The organism is Lentiprolixibacter sp. (assembly GCF_982873095.1).
In genome coordinates this window covers 1-13,824 of record NZ_CEYNTP010000049.1, presented here as the reverse complement: position 1 = coordinate 13,824, position 13,824 = coordinate 1, and the positions used below count along the sequence as shown (strand labels likewise).

Here is a 13,824-nt window from a genome sequence, read left to right as displayed (position 1 = left end):
CTGTTCTTTTGAAATAGAGAAATACAATTTGATCAGGTAGGTGTCCGATTCCAGGATCATTCGTTCAAAACTATTCACCTGTCCCATAAAGGTACGGTACTGGTTTTTGGTACAGAAACCGTTTACCGGTTCTACCACCGCCCGGTTGTACCAGCTGCGGTCAAAAAACACCATTTCGCCGGGTTTGGGGAGCTTGTTCACATAGCGCTGGAAATACCACTGGCCCTGTTCTTCGATGGTGGGCTTTGGAAGGGCCACAATGCGGTAATTCCTGGGGTTGATATGAGCGGTGATCCGTCGGATAGCACCACCTTTTCCAGCAGCATCCCGTCCCTCAAACAGGACCACTACCTTTTTGTTTTTTGCGATTACCCAGTTCTGCAGGTCGATGAGTTCGGCCTGCAATTCCCGGAATTTGATCTCGTTCCGGGTATAGCGCAATGCTTTGGAAAGGTTTACCTTTTTTTCTTCAAACAGGTACTTCATGCCTATAGGCGTATTCAGAAGCGCTACTTCTTCTTCGGTAAGGGAGGGGAGTTTTATTTTAGTTCTTGGCATGGCTATATATCTATTTGTTCTATATGGCGGTAGTATCTCAAGACCACATTAGGATCAGGGAGGATGGTGGTCTTGGAACCAGCATATCTCGAGTAGTTGAATTTTGATAATACGTAACGGATACTTTCCAGACGTGCCGTGCGCTTGCTGTTTGCTTTTACGATTATCCACGGGCTGAAAGTGGTGTGGGTTTTGGAAAACATCTGCTCCTTGTAATAGGTGTATTTGTCCCACAGCTCCTGTCCTTTGCGGTCAACCGGACTAAATTTCCAGATCTTCAGGGGATTTTCCATCCTGGAATCGAAACGCCTTTTCTGTTCTTCCTTGGAAATCGAGAACCAGAATTTAATCAGGATGACCCCATCTTCGTACAGCATATGCTCAAATCCGGGAACCTGTAACATGAACTGATCGTATTCAGATTTGGTGCAAAAGCCCATAACGGGTTCCACCACGGCCCGGTTATACCAGCTACGGTCAAAAAACACAATCTCCCCGGGATTGGGCAATTCCTTAATGTACCTGCGAAAGTACCACTGTCCTTTCTCAACTTCTGTGGGTTTGGAGAGGGCTACTACACGCGTACTCCTGGGGTTGAGGTGTTGAACAAACCGCTTGATGGCCCCACCTTTTCCGGCCGCATCCCGGCCCTCGAAAAGGATGGCCACGCGAAGTTTTTTCTTCGTAACCCACTGTTGCAGGGTAACCAGCTCGGCCTGTAGGAGTTTGAGTTCCTCTTCATACCTGAGGTTCCTCAGGGCCTTTTTAATTTTAATTCCTTTTTGGTCGGCTATGGTTATTAAATCCTTTCTGCGCTTTGCGTTTTGTAGGTCTTCAAGTGTGTACATACATACTTTGGTTTAATAGAAAACCCATATCCTGAATGAGGATCTGGGTGGCAGTATTCCCGGGTGGACACATAAATATACTACTTTTCCCGCATGTGGAATTCCAGGGATGGGGAATAATAAACATAAGTAGTATTTTTGAGAGATGGGGATTTATCTCACTTATAATTATTAACCAAATATCAGATATGAAGCTACATCGTCTTGTTATAACCTACCTTATAGCTATTGCCTGGAGCACGGGTTCAATGGCGCAGGAGCCATCTTCTTTCTCCTATCTGGATGTATTTGACCTGAATTATGTTTCCGATCCGCAAATTGCGCCGGATGGTGAATGGATCGTGTACCAAAGGATGGGTTACGATATTATGAAAGACCGTGCCTCCGGAAATCTGTGGATGATCCGTGCTGATGGGCATCAACATCAGAAACTTACCGCAAATGAGGGCAATGAGTCCCGTCCGAGGTGGTCACCAGACAGCGAGCGCCTGGCATTTGTCAGCAGTACCGATGAGGGATCGGAAATCTACATCTACTGGAAACGTACCGGAAAAGTAGCACGGATATCACAATTACCTTTCAGCCCCTCATCATTGAGCTGGTCGCCGGATGGAAAACAAATCGCATTTTCTATGAATGTGGCCAAAGCCCCACCAGTACTGGTAAAAATGCCAAAGAAGCCTCAAGGGGCAAAATGGGCTGAGACCCCCAGAATAACAGACAGGGTATATCACGAAGCTGATGGGCGTGGTTATATCAAACCCGGTTTTAACCATATTTTCGTCATTCCTTCCGAGGGAGGAGCCATCAGGCAACTCACTTCCGGGGATTTCCAGCACCGGGGCGCATTGTCCTGGTCACCGGATGGGCAATACCTCTATTTCTCTGCCAACAGGAACCCCGATTGGGAATACGATTTCCGAAATAGTGAAATCTATCGGGTGCAGGTAAGCAATGGCAATATAACCGCCCTCACCTCGAGGAAAGGCCCCGACCGCAACCCAGTGGTTTCACCAGATGGGAAGTACGTTGCCTACCTCGGGTATGAGGACAAGGTGCAGACCTATCAGGTCACCCAGCTCTACCTGATGCAGCAAGATGGAAGCAATATCCGTGTACTGACCAACGAGCTGGATCGATCAGTCAGCAGTCCCGTTTGGGCCAGGGATGGAAAAGGATTGTACTTTGGATATGACGATAAGGGGAACAGCAAAATTGGGTATGTCAGCCTCTCCGGGAAAATAAGCAAGCGCGTGGATAACGTGGGGGGAACTTCCATTGGAAGGCCCTATTCAGGGGGTTCATTTAGTGTTTCCGGTTCAGGGGACCTTGCCTTTACCCTGGGAAGGCCGGAACATCCTGCTGATTTGGCCATTATGAAATCCGGTGGGAGAAGTCCCGTTCGATTAACCGAATTGAATAAGGCCCTGCTGGACTTTCGAACTTTAGGAAAAGTAGAAGAGATCTGGTATACCTCCACAGTTGATCAAAGAAAAATTCAGGGTTGGGTGGTATATCCACCGAAGTATGACCCCAGTAGAAAATACCCTTTCCTGGTGGAAAATCATGGCGGCCCTATCGCCAATTATGGTGACCGCTTTAGTGCCGAGATCCAGTTATATGCTGCTGCAGGCTACGTGGTCTTTTATCCGAATCCCAGGGGGAGCACCAGTTACGGAGAGGAATTCGGGAACCTCCTTTACAATAATTACCCGGGGGATGATTATCAGGACGTAATGGATGGGGTGGATTATTGTATTGCAAAAGGAATAGCACACGAAGATCAGCTCTTTGTCACCGGTGGTAGTGCAGGCGGGATCATGACCGCCTGGATGATCGGTAAGAATGATCGGTTTGAAGCTGCGGTTGTTGCCAAACCTGTGGTCAACTGGATCAGCAAGACCCTTGTGGCCGACAATTATTTCGGATATGCCAATACAAGATACCCCGGCCAGCCCTGGGAAAACTTTGAGGGCTACTGGAAGTTTTCTCCCCTCTCGCTTGTTGGGAATATCAACACCCCTACCATGGTAATGGTGGGAATGAACGATTTGAGGACACCCCCCAGTGAAGCCAAACAGCTTTACCATGCGTTAAAACTCAGAAAGATCGAAACCGTACTGGTGGAGATACCTGGAGCCAGTCATGGGATTGCAAGCAAACCCAGCAACCTGATCACTAAAGTTGCCCATACACTGGCATGGCTGGATAAATACCGGGAAAAAGAGGACTAGGATAATGGTTCAAAAGCCCTGGAAAAGCCGCCTTTGGAATGTAATCATCGTGGTTACCATATTACTATGTGGCCTGATATTTGCCATGCATTATAAGAATTGGATCAGGCAGGAAGTGGATACGCTAACTATTCTCTCCGGGTTTTACCTGAGGGAAGTTCCTTATGCCGATCTGGATGAGGTAGGCATGGTGAGGCGGATACCGGAATTGGAGCGAATTAACGGTTTCTCGGCCTGGGAAAAAGAGAAAGGGATTTTCAGGGATTCCCTGAGGCCGGAACACCGCATATATGTGTATGTCGACAACCTTTTTGATCAAAAGATCAGATTGGTCTATCAGGATTCTATTGAACTCTACCTGAACTTGTCAGACTCTTTAGCAACAAAGGTGTTATACAATCACCTGAGTGAAAAACTTGGAGAGAACAAAGGGCAATAGATGGGGAGGGGTAACGTTATGAAGGAAATGCCTATGATGCGGATTATTGTATTTGTTTTTTTCTTCCTGCCTATCTGGGTAAGTGCACAGAAAACCCTAACCGTTCAGGTGGCTGGGGTGGCCTCAGACAACGGGCAGATACTCGTTGCTGTTTACGACAGGCCGGAAGGGTTCTTAAAAAAAGGAAATGCCATTATGGGCGTTCGCACCAAAGCCGTTAGCGGTATTACCGAGCTACATATCGAAAACCTGCCTGAAGGACAGTACGCCCTGGCCATATATCACGACGAAAATGGCAATGACGAACTGGACACCAACTGGCTCGGAATTCCAAAAGAACCCATAGGTTTTTCAAATGCAAAAATGAAGGCATTTGGCCCCCCGGGATTCAAGGATTGTGCTTTCAGGTTCGATTCAGATAAACAGATCCAGATCGAATTATAAACCGGAAAACCTTACTCCTTTTCGAACCCTTCTGGCCTGCGCCATTTTACTGGGGGAGCAGGTTCAGGTTGTAGCTGGAATTCGCCCTGGCCAAGCAACCTCATAGCTTCTTCTACCCCTCTTTCCAACTGGGGATCCTGCCCTGCCAGTACTTTTACCGGTTCCTGGATAACTTCAATGTCCGGGGCTATTCCTTCGCCTTCTACGGCCCATTTCCCGTTCTTATCATAAAAGCCACCGCGCGGTGCTACCATCCTACCCCCGTCTATAAACCTAGGGGTGTCCCAGGTGCCTACCAGTCCGCCCCAGGTACGTGTGCCTACAAGGGGGCCGATCTTTTTGGCCTTGAACATATACGGAAGCAGGTCGCCACCAGACCCTGCCCTTTCGTTGATGAGCATAACCTTGGGTCCCCATATGCCGGCGATAGGCGTTGTCCATGGCCTGTTGTCCTCGGTTTTACTATTGAAATAGCCGAATAATTCGCGGTCCAGGATATCGATCATATAGTCAGCTGCAGATCCCCCTCCGTTATTCCGCTCGTCAATAATTACCCCTTTCTTGTCCTGCTGGGAAAAGTAATACCGGTTAAAGGAAGTGAATCCACCCCCACCAGTATTGGGGACATAGACATAAGCCAATTTCCCACCGGAGAGTTCTGCTACTTTCTTTCGATTGCCCTCAATCCAATCAAACGTCCTCAGCCCTCGCTCTGAACGTACCGGCTTAACCAACACCTTTTTGGCGCCTTCCATTTCAGGGGCACTGTTTACCGTAATATAAATTTCCCGTTCAGCGGTTTGTTCCAAAAGGCGGTATGGGTTCATGCTGCTATCCAAGGGCTTCCCGTCTACTGCAAGCAGGAAGTCGCCCTCCTTGACACCCAGACCAGGCAGGGCAAGAGGTGCCCGTAATCCCGGATTCCAGTTTTCACCGGTATAGATCTTGGCAAATCGATAGTGGCCATTTTGAACTGAAAAATCGCAACCCAAAAGTCCTACCGGTACGTTGTCAATGTCTGGCTGGTCGCCCCCGGAAACATAGGAATGCCCAACAGAGACTTCCCCGGACATGATGTCCACCACATAGTTCAGGTCCGTACGGTGGCGTACGTGGGCGATCCATGGGGAATACCATTCGTAGATCTTGTTCCATGGGGCTCCGTGTACATTGTTTACATAAAGGAAATCGCGCATAAATCGCCATCCCTCCCTGAAGATCTGTTCGTATTCCGCTTTGGGATCTACCTTGATACGCAGGTCCATCTTTAGTTTACCATCCCCGTTTTTGGGTTTCCCACCGGTGCCCACAATACTCCAATTGCCATTCTGACGGAGGAGGATAGATTTCCGGTCGGCCGAAGTAACCGCCTGGGCAACGCTCTTGGCAAAATCCTCAGCCTTGCCTTTCTCCACATCGTAATTATGCAGGGTCAGGCCCGATTGGTTGGGAACGTTCTCCGCTATAAAAACATGTAACTTTGGCCCGTTTACCAGCGCCACGTAATTGCGGGCATCCAGCTTTAGCGGGATGATCCTGTTGTAGATATTTTCGGGGCTAATCTCTACGACCACTTCCTTCTTTCCGTTTTCCTTATCCCCTTTTTTATCTTTCCTGGCAGGCGCTTCCCCATTCTCTTTTTTTGCTTCCTCCATATCAGCGTTGGGAAGGGGAGGGGCCTTGTCCTTGTCGGAAAGTACAATGGCATAGAGTGACCGGCTCACCTCAGGGTCATAGGAACTCATATCGAGCCATCCGGATTGTAAGCCGTAATCCGTACTGGCCAGGAAATACAGGTATTTCCCTTCTTCATCCCAAACCGGACTTATGGCATCGGCCATGCCGTCAGTGAGCTGTAGCCGTTGCTGTGTTTTTACATTGTAGGCAAAAATGGCCTTGAAATGACTGTCCAGTTGCCGGGGATAGGCGATCCACTGGCTATCTGGAGACCAAACCGGGTTCATGGTGCGGTTGGGGTGGGCGTATCGGTCGGTATCGGCTTTTACCACCATACCACTTTCGAGGTTGATCACCCAAATATTGTAATCGGTGTCTGAATAGGCTATATGGGTGCCATCTGGTGACCAGTCTGGTTGGAAATAAAAGGTGGGGTTAGGCAGGGGATAGCTTTTTTGGTTGCCACCGTACTGATCCGCAACTACCAGCTGATATTCCCCGCTCTTATCTGAAAACCAGGCCACTTTGTCTCCTTTGGGAGACCAGACAGGATAACGGTCTGCCACACCGGGGGAATTCGTGAGGTTTTTACAACTTCCGTTTTCTTTGGGAATGCTGAAAATCTCCCCCCGATGTTCAAACACTGCCCTTTTACCGCTGGGGGAAAGGTTGGGGTTTGCGAGGTTTCTTCCGGCTACGTTCTCCCATCGCATACGGGAAAAACTCATGTCTCCCTGAACCGAAATAGACAATTGTTGGGAGGAATTGGTTTCGGGCTTCAGCAGGTGCAAATACCCTCCTTGTTCATATACAATCCCGGTGGGACCGGCATCTAAACTCTTCACGTCGAACTTCTTATGGAAGGTATGCTGCTGCTCCTGTCCTGTAGCCGGATCGTAGGACCAGATATTGCTGGCGTAATCCCTTTCTGAGAGATAGAAGACTTTATTCTTGTACCATACCGGATCCAGGTGACGTTCCTGAGTTAACTGAGGGGTGCGTTGCAGGGCTTTGGTCTGCATGTCTACAATCCACACGGGCATCGCCTGGCCCCCTCGATAGTTACGCCATTCCGGGTCCCAGAAGGTGATGGGAACATAGGCGATGTGTTTTCCGTCCGGCGAAATTTCACCAAAAGCGGCCCTGGGGATATCCAGGGCTTTTGGGAGTCCCCCTTCCAGGGAAACGGAGTAAAATTTATTGGTTTGTGTCGGGTGTCCTTCCCTACCGGAACGGAACAAGACTTCGCCTTCTGGTGTCCAGCCCTGCACAAAGTCTCCGGCAGAATGCCAGGTGAGTCGTTTGGGCTCTCCGCCCTGTGAGGGAATAACATAGACATCAAAGTTCCCTCCGTATTGCGCAGTAAATGCGATCATGGATCCGTCCGGAGAAAAATGCGGCGAAAGTTCATAGCCTTCATTGCTGGTAAGCCTAACGGCCTGACCGCCACTAACTGAGGCCTTCCAAAGATCATTGGCATAAACAAAAACAACAGCATCATTAGACAATGTAGGCTGTCGCAGCAATTGTGTTCCCTGGCTAAAGGCCAGATAACCCAGCAGGCCCAGGAGAAGGGAGAATGTTGTTCTCATAAAGTTATTTTTTATAGGTGGTAATTACGATTACGCCTGCACCGGCCCGAGAGCCATAGAAGGAAGCTTCAGAACCGGTTAGGACTTCTACTTTTTTTACATCAAAATTTCGTACCAGATCATTTACGCGACGGAAGGAATTACCCACCGGGTAACCGTCCAGCACATAAAGGGGTTCATAGGATCTGGCTGTGGGGCTGTCAGCGGTAGCCTTCAATATGTAAGGGGTATTTCGCCTGATGATAATTCCGGGGACACGCCTGAGGCGGTCCAGCAAACTCACGGTGGCCCGGTTGCGTTCCTGAAGTTGTTCGTCCAGTGGTTTTTCCTGGCTGGTATTGGTTTTAGTGGAAGTACAGGCAGCTGCCATCAAGAGGAGTATGATGAGCAAATAGCGATGTTTTCCCATAAATGAAGATTGAATCCCCAAGATACATATTAAATTGCCAAATCAGGTGGTTTATCCCCGGCCAGATTTCGTAATTTACCCCATATTTAAATTCGTATAGAATGATCTTATTGGTACATGTTGTTGGAGCATTATTCGGACTCCTTGCCGTTATACTTGGCGCTTTTGGGGCGCATGTATTAAAGAAAAAACTCTCAGAGGAACAATTACGCAGCTACGAAACCGGGGTCAAATACCAAATTTATCACAGCATACTCCTGCTGGTCCTGGGCTTTAACCTGGGCTTTACAACTAAGCTGGAGCAATATATCGCCTATTGCTTCATTTTCGGTGTGATCTTATTCTCTTTTAGTATTTATGGCCTGGTATTAAGTGGTGCAGGAGGACGTAAATGGAAATTCCTGGGACCGGTTACCCCGGTTGGTGGGATATTGTTGGTAGTTGGTTGGGGACTTCTGCTGTATTCCTTTATCGCAGATTTGGTGTAGTTCAGTGACAACCGCAATCCTCTTCGCCACAGGCCCCGGGAACAGATTTTTTTGAAGTAAACCACTTCCTTGGTAACACGAACCGTTTTAGGAGATAAAACAGCGCCAGGCCGAGGGTCAGATATACCAGGATGGATTGGATACTCTCCATATTACTTCAGTACTTGGTAAGCAGTTAAAGCTACAAGATAGGCAAATGTGCTCATAAATACCAGTTGTAGCAAAGGCCATTTCCAGCTATTGGTTTCTTTCTTTACTATGGCCAGGGTACTCATACACTGCATGGCAAAGGCATAAAATAGAAGGAGTGAAATGCCAGAAGCCAGGTTAAAGAGGGGTCTGTTGGTTTGCTCATTGATCTCAGCTGCCATGCGGTTCTTAATGGTTTCTTCTTCGTCGTTTCCAACACTGTAAATGGTGGCAAGGGTCCCTACAAACACCTCACGTGCGGCAAAAGAAGTAATAAGCGCAATCCCGATCTTCCAGTCGTATCCCATTGGTTGCACAAGCGGTTCGATGGCCTTACCCATATGGCCAATGTAGGAATGTTCAAGTCGGTAACTCGCTATTTCCTGCTGTTTTGCTTTCTCCTCAAGTACTGAGGTGACTACCTGGAGGGAATCCCTGTAAGCTGCCATACCCATGGCATCACTTTGGCTATTCGCACTTTCCCGGGCAGTGTTGCTGAAATCATCCAGGTTGCTTTTGATAAAGGCCTGGCTGTAGGCAGAAAACCCCTCCTGTTCTATGCGTTCTGAAACAATGCCTTCTGCGTTTTCGAAGTCATTGGAAAAACCATTGGATCCGAGGAACCACAGGACAATGGAAATCGCCAAAATGATTTTCCCCGCCCCAAGTACAAAGCTTTTGGTTTTTTCCACCACGGTATACCCCACATTTTTAAACAATGGGAGTTTATACGAGGGCATTTCCACTACAAAGAAAGAACGGCCTTTAATGTGCAGTACCTTATTCAGGATCATTGCTGAGACCACCGCAGCACCAAAGCCGAGGAGGTAAAGCAACATGAGGGTGAGGGCCTGATAATTCAGGCCAATAAACCGCCCTTGAGGAATTACGAGGGAAATAATGATCAGGTACACCGGTAAACGGGCGGAACAGGTGACAAAGGGCGTTACCAGGATGGTAATCAGGCGTTCCTTCCAGTTCTCTATATTTCGGGTGGCCATTACGGCAGGGATGGCGCATGCGGTTCCGGATATTAAGGGCACCACACTTTTTCCACTTAACCCGAATGGCCGCATAAGCCGGTCCATCAGGAAAACCACCCGGCTCATATACCCTGATTCTTCCAGCAGTGCTATGAAGAAGAACAAAAAGGCGATCTGAGGGATAAAGATGACGATCCCTCCTATCCCGGCCAGTATTCCTTCTGCAATCAGATTGGTAAAAGCCCCTTCTGGTAAGGTATTTTTGATCCATTCACTGGCTGCTGCGAATTGCTCATCAATGAAATCCATGGGGTAACTGCTCCAGTCAAAGATGGCCTGGAAAATAGTGAGCAGGATAACAAAGAAGATCAGGTACCCAAAGATCTTATGGGTTAGGATACGATCCAGAGTGGCGCGAAAACCTTTGGCCTTGCTTTGGTCTACCTTATAGGTTTCCTTGAGGATGTTGTTGATGAATTGATAGCGATAGATGGTTTCCTTTTGCTGCAGCCTTTTGAGTTCGGATGCAGATTTGGTTTGAAACGAGCTGTCTAGAGCTATGGGCTTCTTTTCCACCGGTGTGAAATTCACGTCCTGGGTGATTACCAGCCAGAGCTTATACAGGTCCTCGTTGGGGAATACTTTTTGCAGCCGTTCGAAGTAATCAGGAGCGATGACAGAAGTGTTCAGGTTGGGGGTGGTAGAGAGGCTTTTATAATCTGCAATGAGTTCTTTGATGCGATCGATCCCTTTATTCTTACGGGTACTGACCAGAGCGATTTTTGTGTCCAGCTTTTTTTCCAGCAGGCTGAGGTCTATGGTGATCCCTTTTTTTGGCATGCGGTCTGCCATGTTGATCACCAGCAGGGTGGGGATTTTTAAGTCCTTGATTTGAGTAAAAAGCAGCAGGTTCCTTTTGAGGTTTTCCACATCACTTACCACAACAGCGACGTCCGGATAATCCTTGTCGTTCTTATTCAGGAGCAACTCTACTACTACACTTTCGTCCAATGAAGTAGTATTGAGGCTGTAGGTCCCGGGCAGGTCCAGGATATGTGCTTTAACTCCTCTTGGCAGCTTGCAGATCCCTTCCTTCTTTTCAACCGTGATACCCGGATAGTTACCCACCTTTTGATTAAGGCCGGTGAGTTGGTTAAACACCGATGTTTTTCCGGTATTCGGATTCCCGATGAGTGCTACGTTGATATTTTTAGCCATGGGAGGAAGGGTGTTCAATAAGGTCTATTTCAATTTGGCGGGCCATCTCCCTTCGTATGGCAATATGGGACCCATTCACATTAATGTATATGGGATCTCTAAGAGGGGCTACCTGTACCAGTTCCACTTCGCTGCCGGGTAAGCACCCCAGTTCAAGGAGTTTGATTGGCAGCATGTCGTTTTGGAATTCCCGGATAACCCCGCGCTGTCCGTTTCTAAGATCCGCTACTGTGATTAACAACGCTTATTTAGATTAATTTTAAGTAAGGACAAAAATACGGGAAAAACACAGAATAAAAAGGGATATCTGCAAAAACCTGGACCGCATCAGGGAATTTTATTGCCGGCCTTTGTACGAAGCTTTCAGGATTTTCAGGTCGGCAAGCAATTCCTGTATTTCCTCAGGGTTGGTGCCATCATAGGTGCCGCGTATCCGTCTTTCCTTGTCCACAAGGATGAAATTCTCCGTATGGATCATATCGAAGGGACCACCATCCCCATCGGTTTTTACCGCCAGGTAGGACTTACGGGCGAGGGCATAGATTTGTTTCTTATCCCCGGTAACCAGGTTCCACTTGGCATCATTGACCCCTTTTTCGAGGGCGTATTTTTTTAGCTGGGGTACGGAATCGATCTCTGGCGTTACCGAGTGGGAAAGCAGCAATACCTCATCGTCCTCCAGGATTTCCTGCTGGATGTCAGCCATGTTTTTGGTCATTATGGGGCAGATGGTAGGACAGGTGGTAAAAAAGAAATCTGCCACATAAATCTTGTCTTTGTAATCTTCCTGGGTAATCGTTTCCCCATTTTGGTTGACCAGCGAAAAATCACCGATAGTGTGGTATTTTTTAACGTGTGTCAGGGTACTGTCTACCAGCTCCGGATTGAAATCGGCAGGTTGGTAGACCGGCAGGGTCTTTTTTGGCTGCAGGGCGTTGTAGAACAGGTACAGGATCACAACAGAAAGCCCTGCCAGGACCAGCGCGAACAGTTTGTATTTGGCAAAAAATCGTCGCATAGAGAATTCTTTGCAAAGGTAATTCACACCAGGCAGGCTTTCAAATTCCCGGGCCCTGTTGGGCTGCTAAATCTTTCTTAAAATCCGACGGCCCCACAGAGGTTTCTTTTTATAAGACCCGGTAAAACCTTACTTTTGTGCGTTTCATTGGCAAAATCATAATATGAGTCCCATTCTCATCAAAACCATACAATTCTTTCTTAGCCTCTCGTTGCTGATCATCCTGCACGAATTAGGGCACTTTATCCCGGCCAAATTGTTCGGGACACGGGTAGAGAAATTCTATCTGTTTTTTGACATCAAATATTCCCTCTTCAAGAAGAAGATCGGGGAAACGGTTTATGGGATCGGCTGGCTTCCTTTGGGGGGCTATGTAAAGATCGCCGGGATGATTGATGAGAGCATGGATATGGAACAAATGGCACAACCTCCGAAACCCTGGGAGTTCCGTTCCAAGCCGGCCTGGCAGCGTTTGATCATTATGCTTGGCGGGGTCACCGTGAATTTTGTGCTTGCTGTCCTCATTTATATCGGAATGGCCTATGCCTATGGGGATCAGTTTATCCCGACAGACAGCCTGCGGGATGGGGTATGGGTGACGGAAAAGCAAATCGGGGACGAGCTTGGGATACAGACGGGCGACAAGATACTGGCTATTGACGGAGAGTATGTGGAAAATTTCAGTGGCCTGCTAGGTGAGATCATTAACGGGAACACCATCACCATTGAACGCGATGGACAGGTGACAGAAATCGAGATTCCGGTAGATTTTATCGCCACTTTGCTGGAGGATGAGGATAAGATCCGGTTTTTGAGTCCCAGGATCCCCTTTGTTATTGGCAATATCCCGGAAGCATCAGCCAACAAGGATTCCGGACTGCAGGTGAACGATATCGTTGTTAGGATTGGAGACGAGGAACTGACCTATTTTGACCAGGCAAAGGATATCCTGAAAAACTATTCCGGACAGGAGACCACGCTCACCGTAGAACGGGAGGAAAGGCGGGAAACCATCCCTGTGGTCATCAGTGATTCTGCCACGATAGGGGTAAACCTGGGGGCGATGACCTTTGATGAGCTGGAGAAGCGGGAATACCTGAAACTGGAAACCAAGAAGTATTCGTTCACGGAGTCTATCCCAGCGGGGATTGACAAGGGCGTGACGACGCTTACCAGTTATGTAAAACAGTTAAAAAAAATATTCAACCCGGAGACCGGTGCTTACAAAGGAGTGGGTGGTTTTGCAGCCATTGGGAACCTCTTTCCGGATTCCTGGAACTGGCCGGCCTTCTGGTCGACTACCGCATTGATTTCCATTATTCTGGCCTTTATGAACATACTGCCTATCCCGGCACTGGATGGGGGCCATGTGGTCTTTCTCCTTTATGAAATGGTCACGGGTCGCAAGCCCAGCCATAAGTTTTTGGAGTATGCCCAGATGATCGGGTTCTTCCTTTTGATTGCCCTGTTATTGTTTGCCAACGGCAACGATATTTACAAGTGGCTGACCAAGTAGAAATCACGAATTTTTTATTGGGGTATTGGAAAGAAAAATTTATATTTGCATCCGCTAAAAGCACAATATTCCTCCTTAGCTCAGTTGGTTAGAGCATCTGACTGTTAATCAGAGGGTCCTTGGTTCGAGCCCAAGAGGGGGAGCAAAGAAGTAGAGCGTAGCTCACTTCATTGCTACATCAAAGCCATCCACGAAAGTGGGTGGCTTTTTT

General features: G+C 48.0%; 12 protein-coding genes and 1 tRNA gene. 6 read left to right on the top strand and 7 right to left on the bottom strand.

Features of this window, described 5'->3' with window-relative positions:
- A partial coding sequence (locus tag AC4E7D_RS04895; RefSeq protein WP_490172692.1) for a polyphosphate kinase 2 family protein occupies positions 1-558 on the bottom strand: 558 nt, incomplete at its 3' end.
- A gap of 2 nt (positions 559-560) precedes the next feature.
- Positions 561-1,406: a polyphosphate kinase 2 gene (ppk2, locus tag AC4E7D_RS04890; RefSeq protein WP_490172691.1), complete on the bottom strand. Its 846-nt coding sequence runs from the start codon at positions 1,404-1,406 to the stop codon at positions 561-563.
- A 188-nt stretch (positions 1,407-1,594) separates the two neighbouring features.
- On the opposite strand from ppk2, the gene AC4E7D_RS04885 reads away from it, so the two are divergent.
- Genes AC4E7D_RS04885 through AC4E7D_RS04875 form a run of 3 tightly spaced genes read left to right on the top strand, consistent with a single transcriptional unit; the run spans position 1,595 to position 4,523 of the window.
- On the top strand, positions 1,595-3,640 hold the full coding sequence (locus AC4E7D_RS04885; RefSeq protein WP_490172690.1) for a prolyl oligopeptidase family serine peptidase: 2,046 nt from the start codon (positions 1,595-1,597) through the stop codon (positions 3,638-3,640).
- A 4-nt stretch (positions 3,641-3,644) separates the two neighbouring features.
- Complete coding sequence (locus AC4E7D_RS04880; protein ID WP_490172689.1) at positions 3,645-4,079, top strand: hypothetical protein; 435 nt, start codon at positions 3,645-3,647, stop codon at positions 4,077-4,079.
- On the top strand, positions 4,080-4,523 hold the full coding sequence (locus tag AC4E7D_RS04875; protein ID WP_490172688.1) for a DUF2141 domain-containing protein: 444 nt from the start codon (positions 4,080-4,082) through the stop codon (positions 4,521-4,523). It begins immediately after the preceding gene.
- An 11-nt stretch (positions 4,524-4,534) separates the two neighbouring features.
- Here AC4E7D_RS04875 and AC4E7D_RS04870 read toward each other — a convergent pair whose 3' ends face one another.
- Both AC4E7D_RS04870 and AC4E7D_RS04865 read right to left on the bottom strand, forming a co-directional pair.
- A complete protein-coding gene (locus AC4E7D_RS04870) occupies positions 4,535-7,792 on the bottom strand; it encodes a S41 family peptidase (protein WP_490172687.1) in 3,258 nt (1,085 codons plus the stop codon).
- 4 nt (positions 7,793-7,796) lie between these two features.
- Positions 7,797-8,201, bottom strand: a complete 405-nt coding sequence (locus tag AC4E7D_RS04865; RefSeq protein ID WP_490172686.1) for a TonB-dependent receptor — start codon at positions 8,199-8,201, stop codon at positions 7,797-7,799.
- Positions 8,202-8,302: 101 nt separating this feature from the next.
- Between AC4E7D_RS04865 and AC4E7D_RS04860 the strand changes: the two genes are divergently transcribed.
- Entirely contained in the window at positions 8,303-8,689 is a 387-nt protein-coding gene (locus AC4E7D_RS04860; RefSeq protein ID WP_490172685.1) for a DUF423 domain-containing protein, read from the top strand.
- Positions 8,690-8,841: 152 nt separating this feature from the next.
- Here AC4E7D_RS04860 and feoB read toward each other — a convergent pair whose 3' ends face one another.
- The 3 genes from feoB to AC4E7D_RS04845 all read right to left on the bottom strand — a co-directional run bounded on the left by feoB (position 8,842) and on the right by AC4E7D_RS04845 (position 12,097).
- On the bottom strand, positions 8,842-11,079 hold the full coding sequence (gene feoB, locus AC4E7D_RS04855; protein ID WP_490172684.1) for a ferrous iron transport protein B: 2,238 nt from the start codon (positions 11,077-11,079) through the stop codon (positions 8,842-8,844).
- A complete protein-coding gene (locus AC4E7D_RS04850; protein ID WP_490172683.1) occupies positions 11,072-11,320 on the bottom strand; it encodes a FeoA family protein in 249 nt (82 codons plus the stop codon). The genes feoB and AC4E7D_RS04850 overlap by 8 nt, the downstream gene beginning before the upstream one ends.
- A gap of 96 nt (positions 11,321-11,416) precedes the next feature.
- Entirely contained in the window at positions 11,417-12,097 is a 681-nt protein-coding gene (locus AC4E7D_RS04845; RefSeq protein WP_490172682.1) for an SCO family protein, read from the bottom strand.
- Positions 12,098-12,260: 163 nt separating this feature from the next.
- On the opposite strand from AC4E7D_RS04845, the gene rseP reads away from it, so the two are divergent.
- Together rseP and AC4E7D_RS04835 are read left to right on the top strand one after the other, a co-directional pair.
- Positions 12,261-13,613 (top strand): RIP metalloprotease RseP, encoded by a 1,353-nt coding sequence (gene rseP, locus AC4E7D_RS04840; protein ID WP_490172681.1) that lies wholly within the window; start codon positions 12,261-12,263, stop codon positions 13,611-13,613.
- Between the two features lie 69 nt (positions 13,614-13,682).
- A tRNA-Asn gene (locus AC4E7D_RS04835) sits at positions 13,683-13,756 on the top strand.
- The last annotated feature ends 68 nt before the right edge of the window (positions 13,757-13,824 follow it).

Excerpts from the sequence above, each read along its gene's own strand:
- ppk2 (WP_490172691.1), bottom strand. The coding sequence starts at position 1,406 with ATGTACACACTTGAAGACCTACAAAACGCAAAGCGCAGAAAGGATTTA.
- AC4E7D_RS04885 (WP_490172690.1), top strand. The coding sequence starts at position 1,595 with ATGAAGCTACATCGTCTTGTTATAACCTACCTTATAGCTATTGCCTGG.
- AC4E7D_RS04880 (WP_490172689.1), top strand. The coding sequence starts at position 3,645 with ATGGTTCAAAAGCCCTGGAAAAGCCGCCTTTGGAATGTAATCATCGTG.
- AC4E7D_RS04875 (WP_490172688.1), top strand. The coding sequence starts at position 4,080 with ATGGGGAGGGGTAACGTTATGAAGGAAATGCCTATGATGCGGATTATT.
- AC4E7D_RS04870 (WP_490172687.1), bottom strand. The coding sequence starts at position 7,792 with ATGAGAACAACATTCTCCCTTCTCCTGGGCCTGCTGGGTTATCTGGCC.
- AC4E7D_RS04865 (WP_490172686.1), bottom strand. The coding sequence starts at position 8,201 with ATGGGAAAACATCGCTATTTGCTCATCATACTCCTCTTGATGGCAGCT.
- AC4E7D_RS04860 (WP_490172685.1), top strand. The coding sequence starts at position 8,303 with ATGATCTTATTGGTACATGTTGTTGGAGCATTATTCGGACTCCTTGCC.
- feoB (WP_490172684.1), bottom strand. The coding sequence starts at position 11,079 with ATGGCTAAAAATATCAACGTAGCACTCATCGGGAATCCGAATACCGGA.
- AC4E7D_RS04845 (WP_490172682.1), bottom strand. The coding sequence starts at position 12,097 with ATGCGACGATTTTTTGCCAAATACAAACTGTTCGCGCTGGTCCTGGCA.
- rseP (WP_490172681.1), top strand. The coding sequence starts at position 12,261 with ATGAGTCCCATTCTCATCAAAACCATACAATTCTTTCTTAGCCTCTCG.